Origin of the sequence: Halovenus rubra, assembly GCF_026586665.1 — an archaeon.
Taxonomy (GTDB): Archaea; Halobacteriota; Halobacteria; order Halobacteriales; family Haloarculaceae; genus Halovenus; species Halovenus rubra.
The window spans coordinates 288,142-307,336 of record NZ_JAODIY010000010.1 but is presented as its reverse complement, the minus strand read 5'-3'; the positions used below and the strand labels follow the sequence as shown (position 1 = coordinate 307,336).

General features: G+C 56.1%; 20 protein-coding genes. 9 read left to right on the top strand and 11 right to left on the bottom strand.

From position 1 onward, the window contains the following. Positions 1-705 precede the first annotated feature (705 nt). Together N5098_RS10830 and N5098_RS10825 are read right to left on the bottom strand one after the other, a co-directional pair. On the bottom strand, positions 706-1,215 hold the full coding sequence (locus tag N5098_RS10830; protein WP_267637882.1) for a hypothetical protein: 510 nt from the start codon (positions 1,213-1,215) through the stop codon (positions 706-708). Positions 1,216-1,219: 4 nt separating this feature from the next. Next, on the bottom strand, positions 1,220-4,594 hold the full coding sequence (locus tag N5098_RS10825; RefSeq protein ID WP_267637881.1) for a hypothetical protein: 3,375 nt from the start codon (positions 4,592-4,594) through the stop codon (positions 1,220-1,222). 180 nt (positions 4,595-4,774) lie between these two features. Here N5098_RS10825 and N5098_RS10820 point away from each other — a divergent pair, with 180 nt between their 5' ends. The 3 genes from N5098_RS10820 (at position 4,775) to N5098_RS10810 (ending at position 6,451) form a co-directional block, all read left to right on the top strand. After that, on the top strand, positions 4,775-5,191 hold the full coding sequence (locus N5098_RS10820; protein ID WP_267637880.1) for a TRAM domain-containing protein: 417 nt from the start codon (positions 4,775-4,777) through the stop codon (positions 5,189-5,191). 114 nt (positions 5,192-5,305) lie between these two features. Continuing rightward, on the top strand, positions 5,306-5,662 hold the full coding sequence (locus N5098_RS10815; protein ID WP_267637879.1) for a DUF7471 family protein: 357 nt from the start codon (positions 5,306-5,308) through the stop codon (positions 5,660-5,662). Positions 5,663-5,863: 201 nt separating this feature from the next. After that, positions 5,864-6,451, top strand: coding sequence for a 50S ribosomal protein L15e (locus N5098_RS10810; RefSeq protein ID WP_267637878.1), 588 nt, complete (start codon positions 5,864-5,866; stop codon positions 6,449-6,451). Positions 6,452-6,579: 128 nt separating this feature from the next. Here the strand turns inward: N5098_RS10810 and N5098_RS10805 are convergent, their stop codons facing one another. From N5098_RS10805 to N5098_RS10790, 4 genes are all read right to left on the bottom strand, one after another. Next, entirely contained in the window at positions 6,580-7,050 is a 471-nt protein-coding gene (locus N5098_RS10805; RefSeq protein ID WP_267637877.1) for a hypothetical protein, read from the bottom strand. Between the two features lie 41 nt (positions 7,051-7,091). Next, the gene (locus N5098_RS10800; RefSeq protein ID WP_267637876.1) at positions 7,092-8,945 is read right to left on the bottom strand and encodes a UvrD-helicase domain-containing protein; all 1,854 of its coding nucleotides are present in this window, start codon (positions 8,943-8,945) and stop codon (positions 7,092-7,094) included. A 103-nt stretch (positions 8,946-9,048) separates the two neighbouring features. Then, positions 9,049-9,345 carry a DUF7521 family protein gene (locus N5098_RS10795; protein WP_267637875.1) on the bottom strand — a complete coding sequence of 99 codons (297 nt, stop codon included), beginning with the start codon at positions 9,343-9,345 and terminating at the stop codon, positions 9,049-9,051. Between the two features lie 52 nt (positions 9,346-9,397). Beyond that, positions 9,398-9,745 carry an ArsR/SmtB family transcription factor gene (locus tag N5098_RS10790; RefSeq protein ID WP_267637874.1) on the bottom strand — a complete coding sequence of 116 codons (348 nt, stop codon included), beginning with the start codon at positions 9,743-9,745 and terminating at the stop codon, positions 9,398-9,400. Between the two features lie 92 nt (positions 9,746-9,837). Here N5098_RS10790 and N5098_RS10785 point away from each other — a divergent pair, with 92 nt between their 5' ends. The 3 genes from N5098_RS10785 to N5098_RS10775 all read left to right on the top strand — a co-directional run bounded on the left by N5098_RS10785 (position 9,838) and on the right by N5098_RS10775 (position 12,183). Beyond that, positions 9,838-10,185 carry a VOC family protein gene (locus tag N5098_RS10785; RefSeq protein WP_267637873.1) on the top strand — a complete coding sequence of 116 codons (348 nt, stop codon included), beginning with the start codon at positions 9,838-9,840 and terminating at the stop codon, positions 10,183-10,185. Positions 10,186-10,216: 31 nt separating this feature from the next. Beyond that, positions 10,217-10,999, top strand: coding sequence for an enoyl-CoA hydratase/isomerase family protein (locus N5098_RS10780; RefSeq protein WP_267637872.1), 783 nt, complete (start codon positions 10,217-10,219; stop codon positions 10,997-10,999). Positions 11,000-11,142: 143 nt separating this feature from the next. Next, on the top strand, positions 11,143-12,183 hold the full coding sequence (locus N5098_RS10775; RefSeq protein WP_267637871.1) for a sensor histidine kinase: 1,041 nt from the start codon (positions 11,143-11,145) through the stop codon (positions 12,181-12,183). 27 nt (positions 12,184-12,210) lie between these two features. Here N5098_RS10775 and N5098_RS10770 read toward each other — a convergent pair whose 3' ends face one another. Both N5098_RS10770 and N5098_RS10765 read right to left on the bottom strand, forming a co-directional pair. Next, positions 12,211-12,660, bottom strand: a complete 450-nt coding sequence (locus N5098_RS10770) for a hypothetical protein (RefSeq protein ID WP_267637870.1) — start codon at positions 12,658-12,660, stop codon at positions 12,211-12,213. A gap of 55 nt (positions 12,661-12,715) precedes the next feature. Continuing rightward, on the bottom strand, positions 12,716-13,246 hold the full coding sequence (locus N5098_RS10765; RefSeq protein WP_267637869.1) for a DUF7858 family protein: 531 nt from the start codon (positions 13,244-13,246) through the stop codon (positions 12,716-12,718). Positions 13,247-13,429: 183 nt separating this feature from the next. Between N5098_RS10765 and N5098_RS10760 the strand changes: the two genes are divergently transcribed. The 3 genes from N5098_RS10760 (at position 13,430) to N5098_RS10750 (ending at position 15,580) form a co-directional block, all read left to right on the top strand. Beyond that, entirely contained in the window at positions 13,430-14,290 is an 861-nt protein-coding gene (locus tag N5098_RS10760; protein WP_267637868.1) for a transcription initiation factor IIB, read from the top strand. Between the two features lie 61 nt (positions 14,291-14,351). Beyond that, positions 14,352-14,972 carry a PspA-associated protein PspAB gene (gene pspAB / locus N5098_RS10755; protein WP_267637867.1) on the top strand — a complete coding sequence of 207 codons (621 nt, stop codon included), beginning with the start codon at positions 14,352-14,354 and terminating at the stop codon, positions 14,970-14,972. 86 nt (positions 14,973-15,058) lie between these two features. Next, positions 15,059-15,580, top strand: coding sequence for a winged helix-turn-helix transcriptional regulator (locus tag N5098_RS10750; RefSeq protein WP_267637866.1), 522 nt, complete (start codon positions 15,059-15,061; stop codon positions 15,578-15,580). Between the two features lie 98 nt (positions 15,581-15,678). On the opposite strand, the gene N5098_RS10745 is transcribed toward N5098_RS10750, so the two are convergent. Genes N5098_RS10745 through N5098_RS10735 form a run of 3 tightly spaced genes read right to left on the bottom strand, consistent with a single transcriptional unit; the run spans position 15,679 to position 19,170 of the window. Then, positions 15,679-16,494: an ABC transporter permease gene (locus N5098_RS10745; RefSeq protein WP_267637865.1), complete on the bottom strand. Its 816-nt coding sequence runs from the start codon at positions 16,492-16,494 to the stop codon at positions 15,679-15,681. Further along, positions 16,491-17,255: an ABC transporter ATP-binding protein gene (locus tag N5098_RS10740; protein WP_267637864.1), complete on the bottom strand. Its 765-nt coding sequence runs from the start codon at positions 17,253-17,255 to the stop codon at positions 16,491-16,493. Before N5098_RS10740 ends, N5098_RS10745 begins: the two co-directional genes overlap by 4 nt. Next, positions 17,248-19,170 carry a NosD domain-containing protein gene (locus tag N5098_RS10735; RefSeq protein ID WP_267637863.1) on the bottom strand — a complete coding sequence of 641 codons (1,923 nt, stop codon included), beginning with the start codon at positions 19,168-19,170 and terminating at the stop codon, positions 17,248-17,250. Before N5098_RS10735 ends, N5098_RS10740 begins: the two co-directional genes overlap by 8 nt. Positions 19,171-19,195 lie beyond the last annotated feature (25 nt).

The window sequence follows — 19,195 nt, the reverse complement described above, 5'->3', positions numbered from 1 at the left end:
GGTATCGAGAATTCCGTGAACTTGCGCTGATGTGTGCAGTATACAACATCAGGAAGGCCGCAGAACAGGAGATTCCACTCCCTTCAGGTGATTAAACACGGCCCCTCGAACAAACTTGTGGAAAGATCAACCATTTCGTTTGTTTGTTCAGAGAGCCATTTAGCCGAAGAGGGGATTATAAATTCCCACGTGACACCGCTGTCAGTGGAGATGGGAACGTGAGGGGATTTTGTCTCATTCATGATTTAACTGAGGTTGTTCTCTCGCTGCCATCGTTTGTAACAATATGAATTTCGTCTACTTCAGTATTTTTTCGGTCTCCGAGAACTTGCCGAATCGTATTCTCTATCTGATCGAGGTTTGTCGCTGGGTCGCCTGTTCTTATCTCTAGAACCCGATTCGCATTATCGATGTCTATTTCGGGAATTGTATATTTTCTAGGAACTCATCAAGTGGAGCAATCTTTTCCCAACCATTAACACGTCATTCTGTTATATAGCGTTGAGTGCCTCGTTGTTAGTGTGCAGGGACAATCAGTGAGGATCGGTCAGACCAGGGTGTTTGTTGTAATTGAACAACTGACCACGTATTCATCAGTCCCACTAATTGACATCGTTTGGAAATGCCCGCTCTTCAGCCGTTAATTGAGAAAATCCGATTTCACAGGGGGCTCTGAGTAAGACGATACTGTTGAGTAGAGTCCAATCAAAGCTCAAATCCGTTTCTCTCAAGAGCCTCTTCAGCCTCTGCAAGCGCTTCTCCGATTTCTTGAAACCATTCGTTCTCTTCCAAATCTGGATTCAGTTCAGACGCTTTGGTATACCAGCCGCTACAAAATTCGTATAGCTCCGAGATGAATCTGTCTCGATGATACAGGTCTTTCGTTGGCTGTACCTTTTGTTCGGGAACATCCATAATGTCGAAATATACATAGATAGCGTGCTTCTCGGGTTCTGGAATCAACCGGAGATACGTCCGATCCAGTTCAACGCACACTTGTTCATCATTCAGTAGCTTTGCAATCCCTTGTGATAACTCAGCAAGCGTGTACCCGAATAGGCTATCTTCGGAGTGGGGTCTATCTACCGAGTCAGCGGCTTTTTCTGGGAATATTCGGATATCCGTTGACGGCATGTTCCCGTTCTGAAGCCAATCTTTCATTTCCTCGGGATGAGTTGCCTCGAAGATGACCCTCTCGTGTATCTGTTCAGTCATAGAGTTATGGTTCCACCCAGCCAACGTCTCCTTCACTAACGTACTTCCAGACACTGTCTCCATCCTTAGGCCAGGCTGTTCTCACTTTACCGTTTCGAATTATAACTCTAATACTTGACACACCAGTTTCTTCAACAAACTCAGTACTGAAGTCGGCATAGTTGAACGCATCCTGGCTATCGGTTTCGGTATTTTTTACTGCCGTATAGATAGCATCTCGAATATCTTGGCTTGTCATTCTCCTTGGTAATGACTTGGATTTTACTGTCTGGCCAACTGGCCAAAAGTCTGTTGCACTTTTTTCGTAGATTTGGTCTCCCTGAATATGTCTCTGTTCAAGATACTCCCATCCACTGCTCACCGTATTCGGCGAGTCAGGTGCGTATTGACCCTCCTGAAGCCATCTGGTATTGCCCTCTGGGCCTTTCACCACAAGTTGCGTTTCAGAGACATCACCGTTCCGGGCGACATGAACGAGGTCGTCCGCAGCGAGGTCAGGGTCAATGTGCGGATGCGCGTCCGGATTCGTGTACCAGCGAGCCAGCCGATTGAGCGTTGGCACGTCCTCGTCAAGCAGGAAGCGTACGTCGTCAACGTCGTCGAGATCGTTGATGAACTGTCGCGTCGCACGCGAGTCTGCGGCGTCGGCCAACTGCCCGAGCAGTGCCGTCTGCTCGTCGGGCGTCAGTTCGTCGAGATGTCTGATCTGAGCGAACTGCGTGATGGCTTTCGCGTTCTTGCCAGCGGTAGGGAGTCGAACGTCGAGGTCGCCAAAGTCACGACCACCGTCGGTGAGCAGGCGGTAGTTGACTTTGCTAGTCTGGCCGACGCGGCCGCCAGCGAGGCGGTGGCGCACGTCGTCGAGGTTGTCCGTCGCCCGGCCCAGCGTCGTCGAGAGGTCGTCCACATCAGAGATGCGCCCGAGTCCTTTCGAGCCGACGGCGATATCCAGTACTGCGAACGCGCCGTAGCCTGAATACCAGCCAAAGGCGAACTGGCAGTACTCGCTGCTGTCCCAGCCGTTTTCACCGCACGCTTTGGCATTCTCTTCGGGAGACTCGTGTGGGTCGTTAGGGTTTGATTGGTCTTGCTGGGCGTGAATAGTGTCCGGGTACGACTTCACCATATCGGCGACCAAATCCCGGTCCAGCTCGTCGAGGAACGTCTGGAATTCCTTGATGACTTCGTCACCGTTGCGGAGCATCAACAGCGCGAAGCCCGGGAGTTCCGCCGCACCGTCGGTGAATCCGGAGAGGACACCCGCATTGGTTGTACTCAATACGTCGTGTTTCTCGGATAGGTCCGTAGCGAAGTCGTTTCCTTGATACAGTGGCCGTTCGAGTCTGTTGCCGACCAGATCCTCGACAACGATGCGAGTCTCGAACCCACGAGTCCGGTCGAGAACGCGCTCGGCAAGTCTGAGTTTGAACTCGCTGGTAAGATTGGCGCCATGCGCCCAGTCAAAGTCAAACTCTTCATGGACGACTCGCTTGTTGTTATGCCAGAGTTCGACCTCGGAGAATCCGAGTGGGTCCAGCACGAAATACTGGTAGCCCATCTCATACTCGGGGTCTATCCAACCTTTCCAACCACTCCAGTGGTCCAAGAGTGTGACTTCCGGCGGGGCAGTTTTGAAAACCGTCGGGTCATAGCGTGGGTTGTCGATAGCTACAGTGTCCGAGACGCCATCAGCAACCGTTGCGCCGAGAATAGGATCAGTCCCGTGTTCGAACTCGGCTGTATCTTCGAGACCATCTCCGTCAGTATCGTAAGCGAACGGGTTCGCCCGAGTCGGGCGTTTCGAGAAGAACGTGGCGGGGTCAGCATCAACGTCAGGGTCATCGATCGCGGCCATCATCTCCTGAGCTTTGACCGGACTATCAATCACGGAGATTTCCCAGCCGTCGACCTCCTGGCGGTCAGTGAGACTATCACCGTTCGTGTCGACGCGGGCAGGGTGATGTTTGGCGTTAGTGACCTTCGTGTCGAGCTTCAGCTCACCGTCTTCTTCGTAGACCTGGTAGTCGACATCAATGGTGTCGGCGTCGGGGATGCCGTCCCCGCTGGTATCAATCGCCACTGGATCGATGTTGATTCTAGGGACGTTGGTTGGCTCGCCGGAAGTACGGATGAGTAACTCCTCAATCGGTGGGTTCGCCTCGGCGACGGCGTCGGGGATCCCGTCACCGTTCGTGTCTCGGAGTGTCCGCTCGCTGGGCGGGACTTCGCCCCCGTCCTCGGAGACACTGAGCTGTACGTTACGAACCTGGTCGCCGCCACTATGGGACCAGCCACTTACTGCAAGAGATTCGATTCGCTCATCGGATATCGAACCTTCGCACGCTGACGGTGAAATGTTCGCGTCGATATTTGTTGTGGGGCCGCTCGCGACAATTCGGCAGGTTCCCGCTTGGGGGTTGTACCAGATATCAGTCTGGACCCATTCCCCAGCCGAAAGGTGGGCGTCTGTAACCAGGTTCCGCTGGTCGAGTGTTGCTGCGGAGAACTCGACGAGTGGACCGTACCCGTTGTAGTTGTCATGGCCAATTCCGGCACTAAGTAGTTGCTCGCCAGCCGCGTTTCTCAGCGTAACGTCGATATAGCTGGCCCATTTGCCGTCAATTTTCCCCTCGAATGAGAGGCGAATCCGGTCGTCAACAGGCTGGCTGATCTCATCAGTACGATATCGCTTCTTATCGAATGACCCTTCCCAGCGAGCCACACCATCATTGATAACCCATTTCCCGGAATTAGGGTTGTACCATCCCGTCTCGAAGTTGTTATCCTCCCAATCCCACGTTGCAGCCGTCTGGTTGTCAGCGAAGTGCCGATCTTCGAGCGTAATCGTCGCCGTCAACGCATCGTTCCACGCTGGTTTGTCGAGGACGGCGAGATAGCCCGGTCCGTCTAGCTCTGCCGTGGCGGTGCCCTCGTCCATGTTGATGTCGGTGTCGAGGGGCTCCCAACCTTCGACTGTGCGCGGGTCCCAGCGGTAAATCACGTACGGGGGCTCCTGCTGGGTCTGTGTCTGTGTCGTGATGTTTCCTGCCGTCCCATTGCCAGCGGTTGTCTGGGTTTTGAAGGAAGCGGTTTCCTTTGGGAGTGAGAGGGTCACAGCCGCCTCGTCGAAGGCAGTCGTGTTAGTGAACCGTACGACTGAACTCATCAGATAATCCGGATCGCTTGTCGGCGTGTGGTCCTCGATAGTAAGGTCGGTCTCGTGGAGTCCGTCGCCGCCAGCCTCGATGGTGACTCCCACCTGTTCGTCACTGAGTTCGACTTCGGCGTACTCATCGGGCGCGGGACGGTCCGGGATAATATCTTCACCTGTGAGCGTAATGTCGAGCGTCTCCTCAATGCTATCGGCAACGGCACACAATCTGCTTGGAGCAAGACAGCGTCGACAACTGCAGGGACCGCACAGAGGTACACAGCCGTTCCAACTTGCACACTAGCAGCACACACGCTCTTTTGTTTCGTTCGGCGCGACAGTACCCCAAACCAACTCGTGAAAAACCCCGGGAATTAATGTGGTGTCCCTCATTATGTCGCATATCACATGGTAGAAATTCCGGATTCCCTGCGGAGTTTGTTCACTGCGACCGTCGAAGAGCGTGACGACAGCTATGTTCTTGAGGTCCCCAAATCAGAGATAGAAAACGACGCGGCCCAGCCCGGCAAGACATACCGCGTCGCTGTTCTCCCACATGCTGCGGAGGTAACATCTGATTCCGCTGACAGCCAGCCTGAGCCTGAAGACGGTGAGCTTGGACCACCTGAACCGCCGGTTGACGAGGGAGAGCGACGTGAAGTCACCATCGAATCTGTTGGTGATCAGGGCGATGGTATCGCCAAGGTTGAACGTGGCTACGTGGTTATTGTTCCCGGTGCCCGTCCCGGCGACCAGCCAACTATCGAAATCGAGCAGGTCAAAGAAAACGTCGCGTTCGCAACTGTCGTCGACGACCTAATATAACGGCTTCACCCACGGTAACTCATCAATTAGGATTTGTGAGCGTTTCACTGGCTCTCTGAGAGTGGGAACGGCCCAAGAGCCGGACTTTCTTAACGACAAGTATCGTACTCACTAATGATGGACGCCACTCTCACAGTAGTACTCAGTTCGAGCAGTGAGTGGCCGGGCGTCGAGGGGTCGCTCCTGTTGCTTGGTATCATTCTGCTCGCGGGCCTCGGTACCGGACTCTTGTTTATCGCCAGCGCTGTCACCTGTCTGCGTCGCCGGTCGCCTCGCTACACGCTCATTACGGTCGCTGTCGGTGCGTTGCTCGTGCGGTCATTTGTCGGGGTCGGAACCGTCTCGGGCAGGGTGCCGATGATTTATCACCATGTTATCGAGCACACACTTGATTTCGCGATTGCAGCGCTCGTATTATCGGCCGTCTATCTGAGTAAACCTGCCAGCGATGCCACTTTTGACCGGAACTAACCGTCTCTGCATTGTGGAATCCACGCGCTGACAGCCCGGCTTCGAAGCCCTTTTGTCCTCAAACCAGAAAGAAACGAGTAGCTAACTGGACGACGGGCACCAGTGGGCACCTGTTTGGCACAGGTCGGGATGTGAACCACGAGACCCTCGACGAGGGGGCGCTCGCGAGGTTTGAACCACGCAACGCCCGTGGTGACTACAATGGCACGAAGTGTCTACTCACACATCCGGGACGCATGGAAGAACCCGGGCGACGGCAAAGTTGCACAGCTTCAGTGGGAACGACAACAGGAGTGGCGCGACCAAGGCGCTATCGAACGTATTGAGCGACCAACCCGCCTCGACCGTGCTCGCTCTCTTGGATACAAAGCAAAACAGGGTATCATCCTCGCCCGCGTGAGCGTCCGCAAAGGCGGTGCTCGCAAGCAGCGACACAAGGCCGGACGGCGGAGCGTCCGTCAGGGTGTTAATAAGCTCACCCGACGGAAAAACATCCAGCGCATGGGCGAAGAACGCTGTAGTCGGAAGTTCCCGAACCTGCGTGTGCTCAACTCCTACTGGGTCGGTGAAGATGGGAGTCAGAAATGGTTCGAAGTGGTTCTCGTTGACCCCGAACACCCCGCTATCGAGAACGACGACGACCTGAACTGGATCTGTGACGATACGCACAAGAACCGCGCGTTCCGTGGCCTCACGAGTGCAGGTACGCAAAACCGCGGCCTCAGCCAGAAGGGCAAAGGAACCGAGCGTAACCGTCCGAGCCTTACCAGCAACAACTCGCGCAAATAACGCTGCCGTTCGATTTTTTATTGTTCCGAACCTCTTCAGCCACAGCACCCCGCACAGCCTCTCTTTTTATCATAAACAGCGTGTCGCTGTCAGTGAAATCGCCGTCTATCCACCACGCAGGGCGCGATTCACACAGACTGGGAGTCATCAGACGGATGTCGACGCTGTTGTCTGCTCACGAGGAGATAACACGAGAATACCGCCGTGAGGTTCCCCACAACCAACACGACGCCGACAGCAACTGGTAGCGAGAACAGATTTCGGACTGGTGTCACGAGAGCAACCGCCCCGAACCACGGGACCACGACTGCTGCAGGTATCTTGAACAGTCGAAACTGGCTTCGCGTCGCTCTAAGCACTGGGAGGCGTGCTGGCATCCAACTATCGGGAATTCGAAACAGCGCCACAGCACCCACGACACAGAGGACCATCGAGAGGAGGGCTATAGCAAAGCTCAGCTCCGGGGAGATGCCAGCCCCAGAGAGTCCATCGTCGACACCACTCCCGATGAGAAGCGCGTTTATCGTTCCAAGCGCAAGGGCGCTATCGTAGAGCCAGCGCCGGTTCCAGTCAGACCGCGAAAAGAGTGGTCGTTGCATGTATCAACGATTCAGAACCCGGTGAAATGAATCTTCTGGGGTTACTGCTGTGCGACAGGAACGTTTGGCTCAGTCACATCTTCTAGCACTTCTTCAAGAGTCTGGTCTTCACGTGGCTCGTCGTACAGCAGGACATCAATCGGGAGAGTCGGTGCACCGTCGACGAGTCCTTCCATCAGGACAAGCCGTTCACGAGCACGAGACATCCCGACGTAGAAAACACGGCGCTCATTGTCGGTCAATGTCGGGACAGGACTGGTATGTTTGGTGAACTCCACGTCACCGGGGATGGGTTTATCTTCCTGCTCGGCGGTTGCGGCCATCTGTTCGACGACCTTTTCGGTCAGATCTGTGCCGACGAAGACGTGGTCGGCCTCACGACCCTTTGCAGAGTGAATTGTGCCGAGGCGAACGCGGTCGTGGTCCATACCCTCGTAGTGGCTGTCGAAATACGCGCTCACGCTGCGTTCCTGGAACTGGGTCACCTTTCGGAGCATATCTGAAGCCGCCGGTGGGTCCGGCGCGAACGGTGCGTGCTCGCGAATAAGCTCCGGTTCGACGTTGATATTGACGATATCGTCCACGTCGGCCTCCTCCTCGCGGGCGTCGAGGTCGTCGAAGAGGTCATCACGTTCGCCCGTCCCGAACGCCGAGTCGGCGAGCATATCTGCCAGCCGACGGGCTTCTAGCCCGTTGATGGGGTCGTCCTCGGCGAGTCCCTCGATAGCCGAGACGTACTGACAGAGCCGGTCGGTCCACATTCGCTGGTCGGTCAGACATTTGAACGGGATGCCTTCGTCGATGAACTCATCGATAAACTGGAACATCTGGTAGCGAGCACGGAACAGTATCATCACTGTCTCATCGGTCTCCTCGACCGTCCGAACAGCTTCCCGTGAGAGGTCGAGCATCGACCGGTTACGCACAGCCTCTACCGCACCGCCCTCCTTGCGAGGTTCGAGGTCTTTCTCTTTGCGTTTGTCGATGTGGCTAACCTCCTGATTGACCGCATGCAGGATTTCCGACGGAAGTCGATAGGAGTTTGGGAGAATAACGTCGTCGTCGACCTCTTCGTCAAGCAGGAGGTCTGGGTCTGCGCCCTGCCAAGCGTACACGACTTGGTCGTCGTCACCTGCGATGAGGACACGCTCCATGTGTTGTCGCCACTCCTCGAAGACGCCGTACTGGAGCGTGGTAATGTCCTGAAATTCGTCGATGACAAGGTAGTCGACGCTCGGAAGTTGTGAGCGCTGTTTGACCCGTTTGAGCATATCAGCGAAGCCGATAAGGTCGTGGTTGCCCTTCCAGGACCGCCAGGCACGGATTGCTTCGGGGATATCGAGTCGGTCATCGTCGCTTGGCCATGTCGGCGTGTACTTGTTCCCGGTCTGAGCATTGTCGTCAATTTCCGGCGGCAGGCGGACCTCCTCTTCGTCCCACTTAAACGGCACATCGTACCAGTCGCCAACCTCTCGGTTGGTCCGCTGGAGCCATTGGCTTGTCGCGATAACCTTATTCCCGAGTGTCGTCGAGCGAGCCGAACGACGGCGTGAGCCCTCGTATTCGTCCTCGTACTCGATGCCGAAATCATCACAGAAATCCTCTTTATCAGACTCGCCAACGACATCGCCACTAGAGAGGTTCAGCAGGTCGTATGCTTTCGCGTGCATCGTACAGACGTTCCCACGAAGTGACCGTGGCGTTGTATCAAGCCGTTCAGCCAGTCGCTCTCGTATTTCGGCGGCGGCTGCACGTGTATAGGAGACAACAAGCACATCTCGAACCTCGACATCGTCTTCAGATTCGAGGAGAGTTTCGACCCGGTCGAGCAGTGCGGTTGTCTTCCCGCTTCCCGGGCCACCAAACAGACGTGTCGCGTGCGTCGAGTCAGTCATTGCACAATTAATAACGACCCAGACTCATAAATAGAACGAAATACAAGGAGCAAGCTGGCTTTTGAAGCGGTCCTCACACCGAGAAAGCGACCAGTGACGTTTCTTACCGGTACAGAGAAAGATAGAGCATGCTGAATCCGACAATAAACGGAATCGTTTCGGCGGCTTCGAAAAAGAGCAACACCAGAGTATCTGCGTCGGACCCAAACCGCGTAATGACAGTGCTTACTGCGACGCCCATGCTGATAAACGCAAAGCCAAAAAAGGCGTATTGAAGTCGTTCTGTTTGCTGTTTTTGATATGCTTGGAAGCTAATAAGTGTGATTCCAAGTGTGAGACCAAAGACAAACACCCGCAACAGTGTCAGTCCCCCTCGTGCCAATAACTCGATGTCAACCATCCGTCACCGGGTATAGACCAACTGTTGGTATAAACATAGCTACTGAGCACTCTCACTCGGCACAGAGTTCGTCCCAAAGCTGGCTGAAACGAGATGAGAGGTCATCGTCTCTGTAGACACGGACCTGATACTCGTCGTCTTCGAGTGAAATAACGGTGCTCTCGAAGTTAGACTGGTACACGTTATATTCGTTGCCGTCGTCAGCGATCTGGGTCCGCTCAGTGATGAGGTCCTGTTCTTTGAGGTCCTCAATACGGCGGTACACTGTCGGTAGCGACAAATCACACTCCTCGGCGAGTTCTTTGGCCGCGCGTGGTTTCCTGCTGATTGCCGCGAGTATCTGTCGGGCGTGCTCGTCACCAATCGTATCGAGTACCTCTTTGATTCCCCGTCTGTTCACGGTTTGACTATTTTGTTAGCGTATTAAACTTTTTTGCCCAGAACTGTGTCAAACCCCGTCTTCTAAATGGACTCCTTTCGTAGCTGGGGGTGATGTCCGGAATTGTCTTTTTCAGCACAGAGCAACGTGAGGCAGTCGTCGAGTTCTATACAGACACTGTCGGAGCAGATATCTGGCTTGAACAGCCTGAGTGTACAATTCTCGACCACGATGGATTTCGATTTGGCTTCTGCCAACGAGAGACAACCGAGAACTGTGGCATTCTCACATTCGTTTATGACGACAAGAGCGGCGTCGATAAGATGTACGAGGCTGTCGGCGACGCCGCAACTGAGAAACCACACGAAAACGAGACATACGAGATTTACCAGTTCTTTGCCCAAGACCCCGATGGCAGGACTGCAGAGTTCCAGACCTTCCTCCACGACCTCCCAGAGTAATTAAGAGCTATCGCGCAGATGATGCAGTTGTATGAGCAACCTGTTGACGATTGAGCAAGCAGAGGGTATCGCAACGATTCGGTTCGACAACCCGGAACAGCGCAATGCACTCGATATTGACGGTGCGAACGAACTTGTCGAGGCGGCAACGACACTCGGAAATGACCCCGATGTCCGTTGTATCGTCCTCTCTCACTCCGGGCAGTTCTACGGAACTGGTGCCGACCTCACAGCACTGGATGGTGATGCAAGCGATGAACAGGACATTCGCCGACTCGCGGGCCGATTGCACGAGGCAATCATCCAGTTCCACCAATCCCCGACACCAGTGGTAGGTGGTATCGACGGCATCGCTGCGGGCGCGAGCTTTGGTCTCGCACTCTTGCCGGACCTGCTTGTGGTCAGCGAGGATGCACGTCTTGAATTTGCCTACCCTCGCATCGGGCTGACGGGTGACGCCGGCTCGACGTTTTTCCTCCCACGGCTAGTCGGACTGCGTGCCGCCAAGGAAATCGTCCTACTTGATGAACCCATCTCCGCCGAGCGAGCGGTTGACCTCGGTCTCGCTACTGAGGCCGTTCCCAGCGAGCGTTTCGAGGAACGTCTCGATGAACTGGCAACCCAAATCGCCGAGGGCCCGACAACCGCACTCGGTGAAGCTTCACGGCTCGTTACTGAGAGCTTCGACCACAGCATCGAGTCACAGCTGGCCGCTGAAACAGATACTATCGGCCAGGCGACTCGGAGTAAGGATTACGAACGTGGGTTTGCTTCGTTTTTCAGCGATCAAGAGCCAGAGTTCACCGGTGAGTAACTGGCAAAGCCGTCTTATATCTGGGAGCTGTCTGATCTCCCCAAAACACGACAGAGGTTATAAGTATATGTATCTGATAATTCCTATCACTCGAATAGTCAGTGTCCAGCATGCTACGGATACTGTCGTGGTGAGATGAACGTATGGTTCCAAAACCGGACGAAAAACGAGAACAGACAGCGATGTACGAAGCACTCGCCGAGGAGTCGTCGGACCCGCTGTTTGCGCTTGATTGCTCGGATACTATCGTGTTCGTCAACGACGAGTTTGCTGACCTATCAGGGTATGATAGCGACGAGCTGTTAAACCGTCCGCTGGCATCGCTCGTCCACAGAGATGCCAGAGATGACTGGGAGCGCAGGCTTCAGATTCTCCGGAACGACGAGACAACCGAAACGGAGTCGTGGAGTAGTCGACTCCGCACGAAAAATAAGACTGTCGTCGAAGTAACGTGGGACTGCTCGATACTCTCTGCCCCAGAGGAGGTAATCGTTGGCTCGGCAACGGACGTTCGAGGTGGCCAACAGAAAGAACAGCGCCTCAAAATTCTAAATCGCGCACTCAGACACAATATTCGTAATCAGATGAACGTCATCATTTCGCGTGCCGAGTCACTCCAGAACGTTGAGGATACAGGATACCGCACTTCCGCGAAAAAAATTGCCGAGAGCGGCGAAAACATCATTAACCTCAGCAACAAGGCCCGGAAAGCACAGCAACACCTGGATATTCCTCCCGATGACGAGTGTGCCCAGGAACTTGTCGACGAGACACAGACAGTCTGCCGGCAGTTCACCATCTCACACCCGAATGCGAGCGTCGAGACGGACTTGCCAAACAGCGCACTTGCTGTCGCACCACCGTCGTACCACGTCGCACTCACGGAACTCATCGAGAACGGTGTCATTCACCATCCGTCTGGAACGGGGACAGTGACGGTCCGAATTCGGACTGAGGCGGACACGATACACGTCGATATCGAAGACGAGTGTGAGCCCATTCCCGAACAGATAGTGACGACGATGACCCAAGGAACTGAGCAGCCATTACAGCACAACGACGGGCTGGGTCTTTGGCTGGTCTGTTGGATTGTCGAACCTATTGGTGGACTGGTTTCGTTCGACCGACTGGACGATGGCTCCGGAAATGTGGTGACTCTTACGTTTGACCGGACACAGCGGTAGCCGCGCTCTGTCGCGCTTATTGTTGACTTACTGCTGGTACATGTCTGCTTCCCCGTCGTCTCCGCCTGTCTCTCCGAAGATAATGTCTGCGCTCTCGGGTGAGAGGTCAGGCAGGACGTTCTCGTCACGTACGCGGCTCAGTTCGTCGATGTTACCCGCGAGGACCTTCAGTGCATCCTGTGGATTCGGGTAGACCATCATGTAGCCACTCTCACCCATGGTGATGAGTTGGGTGTCGGAGACAGCGACTTGGTCTCCCTGAATAGTTGCGGCGACAGCCGGAAGCGCGGCTGGCCGCCCGTCGTCGCCTGTATCCTCTGAGACCATTCGGATATGTACGTCCTCAAAATCCGTCTGCTCGATGTGGTCGCGAATAACCCGCGCACAGGCAACGAGGTCGCGTGTTACCTCTGTCTTGTGCTCGTTTTCGTGTTCTCCCTCGAAACAGTGTTTACAGACCCGAAGCTCGATTCTCATTTGCACCTCCTAGGGCGTGTGTCCGAAAGAGAGTTTCCGTTCGGAGTTGCGCGCGCTACAGTTGGGAAGAGCCGATACTACCCGACTCAGACTGTAACGTGTCATCTACAGCGGCCGCGAGCGGTTCGTCGTTCCCGAGGGACTGTCCAGCGAGGATTCCCTCGACGGCCACACAGGCACCTTCCAGTGGCTCGTGGGTCTCTATGTACGCCGCGAGCGCGAACTCTGTCTTGTTCAGCCCAGTCAACTCTAGTACTTCCCGCTGAGAGAGATTGCCTTCCCGCCAGTCGGCGAGCATTTCTCGTTGGAGGGGTGTCGCCGGCGAAACAGACTCGCCTAACAGGTACAACGTTTTGGCGGCAGTCATTGGTGGAAGCCCTGCAGCCTGCCCTGCGTTGCCGACCGAGCCACACGCTGTGTATCGTTCTAACACCGTCGCCGCGTCTGTGACCGAGCAAGGAAGTTCTGTGGCAAACGGCTCCAGACGCTCTGACAAGCTGACATTGGTGTCGTCAATAGTCGCGACACCTGTGTCATCCTGTGTCTCCGTGACCTCGATACCCTCGGCGATGTCCGCCAGCCCCATATTCTCAGGGTGGGTCCGCTTCGTATAAAAAAGCACACACTGTGTCACTGATTGGCTGACTGATTCGCGGATGTCTGTAAATTACCTACCGGTAACCGGTAGGTAAAATTGCTATCGGACCACCGAGCACGCCCGAATCTGCCTTCATTTAAAAGCCCAATCCGGGACAAGTTGTGAGTGAAGATGTCAACGACAACGCCTGTTTGTCATGAATGCGGGGGGTGCTTGCGAAGTGACGACTGTGAAACAGTGTGTCAAGATTGCGGACTGGTCGTCGAGGAACACACAATTGATCCGGGTCCCGAGTGGCGCTCGTTTAGTGACGACGAGACAAATCCTGAGCGGACCGGCGCGCCGTTGACACGTTCGCGCCACGACCGCGGTCTGTCGACGGAGATCGGCTACTCGAACCGAATAAAAGGTCGTAAACGCAGACGCGTCGCACGGATGCGCCGCCAACACAAGCGCACTCAGATTCGGAGCAAAGCAGAGCGTAACCGTGTCTATGCGTTCACCGAGATTCGTCGTCTCGTAAGTGCGCTCGACCTTTCCGAGCACGTTCGTGACCAGTCGTGCGTCCTGTTTGAATCGGCACAAGACGCCGACCTGTTGCAGGGCCGTTCGATAGAAGGATTCGCGGCCGCGACGGTGTATGCCACCTGCCGAGCTGGCTCTCTTTCACGGACCTGCGATGAAATAACACAGGCTGCCAAAGCCACCCGAGACGAACTCGACGCGGCCTACGCGGCGATGAACCGCGAACTCGGGCTACCGACGGGACCTATCCATCCCCGAGAGTACCTCGCTCGCTTTGCCAGCAAGCTCGACCTCTCTCAGGCCGTCGAGCGGCGGGCGCGCGAGCTGGCAGATATCGCGCGGGAGAATGGCATTGACAACGGACGAAATCCTAGCGGCGTCGCTGCTGGCTGTCTCTACACCGCTACACAGGAACTCGAACATCAACTCACCCAGGCGGCCGTCGCGGATGTAGCTGACGTTGCTGCCGTGACTGTCCGGTCGACGTATTACAAGTTACGTGAGTAGTCAACGCTGTTCTGTCAGATAGACGCCTTGATACACGTGGCCCACCAAAACACCAACAGGAATGGGATTGTTCGAGACAGTGAAACAGCTTCTGGGCGTGCAGGCCGAAGCGGCGGCGACCGGCGAGGCAGACGCCGAAGACTTGTTCGGGATGAGCACGGCCTACCTGACGATGGATGCCGACCTTGGTTACGAGCCGACCGGCGAGGCTGCGCTGTGTTTCTCCGACGTGGACTCAACTGGGTTTCGGGACACTGTTCAGGATGTCCGTGAGATACTTGCGACGACCGAAGAAGACGGCACAGTCGCTGACTTCCAGGAGGACGACCACGGGACCCAGTGGATTGTCGTCACCGCAGACGATTTTGAAGACCTCGTCACGAATGTCCACTTCGGGGCAGATACCCTCATTGAGGGTCGCTACGGCTCTCGCCTGCTCGCCGCACTTTTTGCCTTCGAAGGAACCGAGCGCGCTGGTGACCCTGGACAGCGTGTCTACTGGGTATACTCTTTTCGTCGGGGAGCGTACTATCCGTTTGCGCCAACGGGGACAAACACCCGTACAGACCGGGTCGAACTCAAACTCTCCAGCGTACTCGACGGCGAACTTGATGTCGAGGACGACCGCGGCTACTGGTACCCACTCTGGCCCTCGAAAGCTACCGCAAGCCCTTGGGAGTAAACAGGCGAGTCACCAATCTCACATTGCGGTAAATCGCTGTCCGTTTAAGTACACCCTCCCGTAAAAGCAAGCAAGGTGACCGATCAGTGAGCAACACACGGAGCCAGGTTCGGGAATGTATCCACCGAAATCCAGGCATCCATTTTAACGAGGTTCGTCGGACACTCGATATCGCGACCGGCCAGGCCCAGTACCACCTCCGTAAACTCCGCCGACAAGAGCAGGTCCAGAGTGAAGACATCTGCGGACAGACCCACTACTACCCGCCGACGTATTCGGACTGGGAGCGTGGCGCAATTGCACTGCTTCGCCGAGAGACTACTCGTGAGGTTGTCCTTTTCTTGCTTGAAGACGACGAGGCTCCACCGGCGGCCATCGCCGACCGTCTCGGAACGGCTCGGAGCACTATCGAGTGGCACCTCTCGAACCTCATCGAGTATAACGTTGTAACAAAAGAACACGTTTCGGCCCGTGACGGGGAACAACTCGTTGTCGTGCTGACGGACCCGTCGACAACGTACCGACTGCTCCGTGAGGTCAAACCGCGGTTTTCGGACCGGCTCATTGACCGCTTTTCCCGACTCGCCGACGACTTGCTGGCCGACTGATACGGACCGTTCTGACTTTTTTCGTCGCAATCTCGAAGACCTGTTGACATTAACGCCCTGTCTCGGTACCGCGACACAGAAACAAAACAGCCTGTCTGTTACCGTCGGGTAACTGCAACAGTCGTCACGCCCAGTGACAAGATGGTCCAACAGAGTAGGCCGACCACGCTTGCAATCGGCGCGGCGTACTGCTGGTCTGTCTCAATTGCTGACGAGAGCACCGACTCAAACAACAGCCCGCGGTAGGCACTTGTCGGTGACAGTGCGAGCGCCCCGGTCAGGGAATCAGTACCGACGAGTTCCCCTCCAAAGCCACGGAGTACGAACAGGTCCAGACCGAGTACTACGCCACCAAACACGAGAACCGCGAGAACGACCGCCGACCGACGCGACCACGCGAGCGCGGAGGCAGCCAGTACCACTGCGAGAATGGCAAACCCAAACAAGAGTGTAAGCACAGCAAAGCGAGCGAACAGCGCTATCGAGTCAGCCCCCTGATGGGTGGCGATGAGGGCTGCATCAGTTTCAGCGGTCGTCGCGACGTAGCCCGCAAGTATTGTCAGCGGGATGACGAGGAAAGCAGCCATGGCGAGTGCCCGCCCAAGATAGACACCGAAGACGTACCCCCACGAGGGAAGTGGATACGTGTCGAACACGTCAAGCTCGCCTCGTCGTGCGTCTGCGACAATTGTGGGGTACCCAAGTGCAACGGCCAGAGCAGGGACGAGCAACTCCATCGGGAGACGGAGGTCGACGGCTGTTGGGAGATAGCCCGCTTCTGGACCGCCGCCAGCCAGTGCCAGCCCGAAGATTGCAACAGCCGTTCCGAGCAACAGCACCCAGTACGAACGCGTCCGAACCACAGTCGCCAGTTCGCGGGCAACGATGGCCTGTATGGCCTGTGCGTGGGTCATCGATTCACCCCCAGTACTGCCAGTTCGTCGGCTGGCCCTTCGACAATGTCCTCAAAGCCGTCCCACAGCGAGTCTGCTTCCTGCTCAGCACACAGTGCTCCCGGCGAATCTGCTGCCACGACTTCCCCGCCGTCGAGAACAAGGACATGCTCGGCATACTCCTCGACAAGCGTCATATCGTGGGAGCTGACGAGGACGGCCGCACCGTCGCTTGCGAGGCTGCGTGCCACCTCGAACGTCCGGCGGCGCATTCCCGGATCTAGACCGGTTGCTGGCTCATCCATCACAACCACCGGTGGGTCGCCGACAGTGGCCTGTGCGACTCCGAGGAGGCGTGTCATTCCTCCGGACAGCGAATCGACGCGTCGGCTGGCCGCCGCCGTGAGCCCGACGCGGTCTAGCGGTTCCTCAGGTTCTGCATCGACCAGTGCCGTGTAGAACTCGATTGTCTCCTGAACGCTGAACTCCGGGCGGAAGGCCGGCTGTTGTTGCACATAGCCAATTTTACGTGAGACTTCTGGCCCGTGATAGCTAACCTCTCCCGAGCTGGGGGCAAGGAGCCCACAGAGAACGCGCAACAACGTGGTTTTTCCGGAGCCGTTGGGACCAACCAGCGCTGTCAGCGTTCCTGGTTCGAGACCGACAGAGACGTCCCGTAACACGGTGACGTCGCCGAACTCGCGCGTTACGTCGCTCGCTTCGAGAACCGGTGATGTTGATCTCTCGGGACCGGTCCCGTTTGTGCGGTTGTCCTCAGTCATCATCGTCCTCCGTTTCGGGTCCATCATTCGCAATCTCGGCAAGACGTGCCGGGTTGACCGGCTCAGAGAGGGGTGCAGTGTCGACAATGTCGCCATCCCTCATTCCGGGCGTCGTGTCCTGAACGATGTCAAGTGCCCGCTTTGCTGGTGATTCGGCGAGCGTGACTGTCCCATCTGTCCGGTGAAGCATGCCGTCTGTCGGGTCTGTTGGTGAATACGACCGCTCGCCGTTGCCCCACCGCGTTGCACCCTCCCAGTAGTTGCCGGTGCCGTCGTGCGTCCAGATACGTAACGGACCGATACCCGATTTAGCATGGTCGTTGTTTGCGACGAAGTCGTTCTGAACGACCCGGTTCGACGGGCGGACAGCCGCGCTTCGTATCCCGATGTTATTGTGATATATCAGGTTCTGTTCGTACAGTGACTGCGTGGCACCAGTCGACATGCCGAGGTCGTTGAACGCAACGACGTTGTCGGCGATGTAGGACCGTGAGCCGCCGGGGATGATTCCGGTCCCGGTGTTCCGTATATCGTTGCCGACGACTGCGTTCCGTGTCGGTGTCGTCATGATAATGATTCCGCCACTACTCTGCTCCCTGACGATATTATCTGCAACTAGTGAGTCCGACGTATACATGAGGTGAACAGCATATCGGTTATGACGGAACGTATTCTCACGGATGACTGTGTTGTGAGACCGGTGGAGGTAGATACCGTCGCGGTTGCTCTCGAATGTCGAGTTTTGCACAACGACTGGCGAGCGAATCGCGTTCACACTCATGAATCCGTCGCGCCAGTTTGTCGGGCCTTTGACGGCACTATTTTCCACAACGCTGTGGCTTGCATCTCGGAACAAGACGCCACTTGCTCGCGTCTGGATTGAGACGTTCGCGACGTACGTTCCCGAAACGTTCGCAGCCAGTATCGCGGCATCACCATAGGCGTATCCTGTATCGACGACTGCGTCCCAATCGTCGCCGACCTCACCCTCTCGGGCTCGTGTCCGGTTGCCAACGCCCTCGATATCGAGACCGACAATGCCGACGTCGTCGCTTTTGACGGTAATGACCGTTCCGTTTCCGTCACCTCGTATCGTCGCTCCGGTCCCCTTGAGAGTAATTGATTTGTTGACCACGACAGTCTCTGCGTAGGTCCCCTCGGGAACCAGTACTGTCGTTCCGTCTGGGGCAGCATCGACCGCCGCTTGCACTGTTGGGCTATCTTCGCCAACAACAACTGACTGCTCGCGGCCCATCAGCTCACGGGCAGCAGTAACGCGTTCGTCTGCGGACGCGCGCTGGTCAGTCACTCGGTCACGAACGACTGCCGCGCCTTCAAGCTCAAACTCATACTGCTGAAGCTGTTCCCATGTCCGTATATCACCGCCGTACTCCTCGACGAATGTTGCTGCCATCGCTTCCGAAGCGAACGGTACGGCGGTCTCGCCTGCTGGCGTCCGTGCGCCGCTACCGACCACGAAAGACACTTCGCTTGCGCTGTGCCATTCGCTGTCGCTTTCGGCTCGCAGATAGCCTTTGTCAGTCTGCTCAACTGCGTCACCGCCGAAGGCTTCGACGTAGACCGCGAGCGGGTACCCAAACTGTTGCTCGTGGGCTGGCTGTTGGAGCATATCGACGGCCGACTCGACGCCGCGATAGCCGACAACGTACTGGTACTGTGAGTAAAACACCTGTACCCGCGGCACTGACAGCCCTTGCTCGCGCAACTCCAGACGCTCTTCTGCAGCAATTCCAAGCGATGTTGTCTCGTCAAAGGGGACTGGCTCTGGCTCTGTCCCACCCGCATCGACGACGAACATCGATACTGCTCCCGCGACAAGCACCAATACGACCAGCACGAACACGTACCGGAGACGACGACTCCGCGAGAGCGCTCCAAACCCTGTCGCTGACACTGTTTGCTGTAGCAGGTCAGTGAAT

What these genes read in the sequence shown, in the direction of transcription:
- N5098_RS10830 (WP_267637882.1), bottom strand. Translation starts at nt 1,215, where the DNA reads ATGACTGAACAGATACACGAGAGGGTCATCTTCGAGGCAACTCATCCC.
- N5098_RS10820 (WP_267637880.1), top strand. Translation starts at nt 4,775, where the DNA reads ATGGTAGAAATTCCGGATTCCCTGCGGAGTTTGTTCACTGCGACCGTC.
- N5098_RS10815 (WP_267637879.1), top strand. Translation starts at nt 5,306, where the DNA reads ATGATGGACGCCACTCTCACAGTAGTACTCAGTTCGAGCAGTGAGTGG.
- N5098_RS10810 (WP_267637878.1), top strand. Translation starts at nt 5,864, where the DNA reads ATGGCACGAAGTGTCTACTCACACATCCGGGACGCATGGAAGAACCCG.
- N5098_RS10805 (WP_267637877.1), bottom strand. Translation starts at nt 7,050, where the DNA reads ATGCAACGACCACTCTTTTCGCGGTCTGACTGGAACCGGCGCTGGCTC.
- N5098_RS10800 (WP_267637876.1), bottom strand. Translation starts at nt 8,945, where the DNA reads ATGACTGACTCGACGCACGCGACACGTCTGTTTGGTGGCCCGGGAAGC.
- N5098_RS10795 (WP_267637875.1), bottom strand. Translation starts at nt 9,345, where the DNA reads ATGGTTGACATCGAGTTATTGGCACGAGGGGGACTGACACTGTTGCGG.
- N5098_RS10785 (WP_267637873.1), top strand. Translation starts at nt 9,838, where the DNA reads ATGTCCGGAATTGTCTTTTTCAGCACAGAGCAACGTGAGGCAGTCGTC.
- N5098_RS10780 (WP_267637872.1), top strand. Translation starts at nt 10,217, where the DNA reads ATGAGCAACCTGTTGACGATTGAGCAAGCAGAGGGTATCGCAACGATT.
- N5098_RS10775 (WP_267637871.1), top strand. Translation starts at nt 11,143, where the DNA reads ATGGTTCCAAAACCGGACGAAAAACGAGAACAGACAGCGATGTACGAA.
- N5098_RS10770 (WP_267637870.1), bottom strand. Translation starts at nt 12,660, where the DNA reads ATGAGAATCGAGCTTCGGGTCTGTAAACACTGTTTCGAGGGAGAACAC.
- N5098_RS10765 (WP_267637869.1), bottom strand. Translation starts at nt 13,246, where the DNA reads ATGGGGCTGGCGGACATCGCCGAGGGTATCGAGGTCACGGAGACACAG.
- N5098_RS10760 (WP_267637868.1), top strand. Translation starts at nt 13,430, where the DNA reads ATGTCAACGACAACGCCTGTTTGTCATGAATGCGGGGGGTGCTTGCGA.
- pspAB (WP_267637867.1), top strand. Translation starts at nt 14,352, where the DNA reads ATGGGATTGTTCGAGACAGTGAAACAGCTTCTGGGCGTGCAGGCCGAA.
- N5098_RS10745 (WP_267637865.1), bottom strand. Translation starts at nt 16,494, where the DNA reads ATGACCCACGCACAGGCCATACAGGCCATCGTTGCCCGCGAACTGGCG.
- N5098_RS10740 (WP_267637864.1), bottom strand. Translation starts at nt 17,255, where the DNA reads ATGACTGAGGACAACCGCACAAACGGGACCGGTCCCGAGAGATCAACA.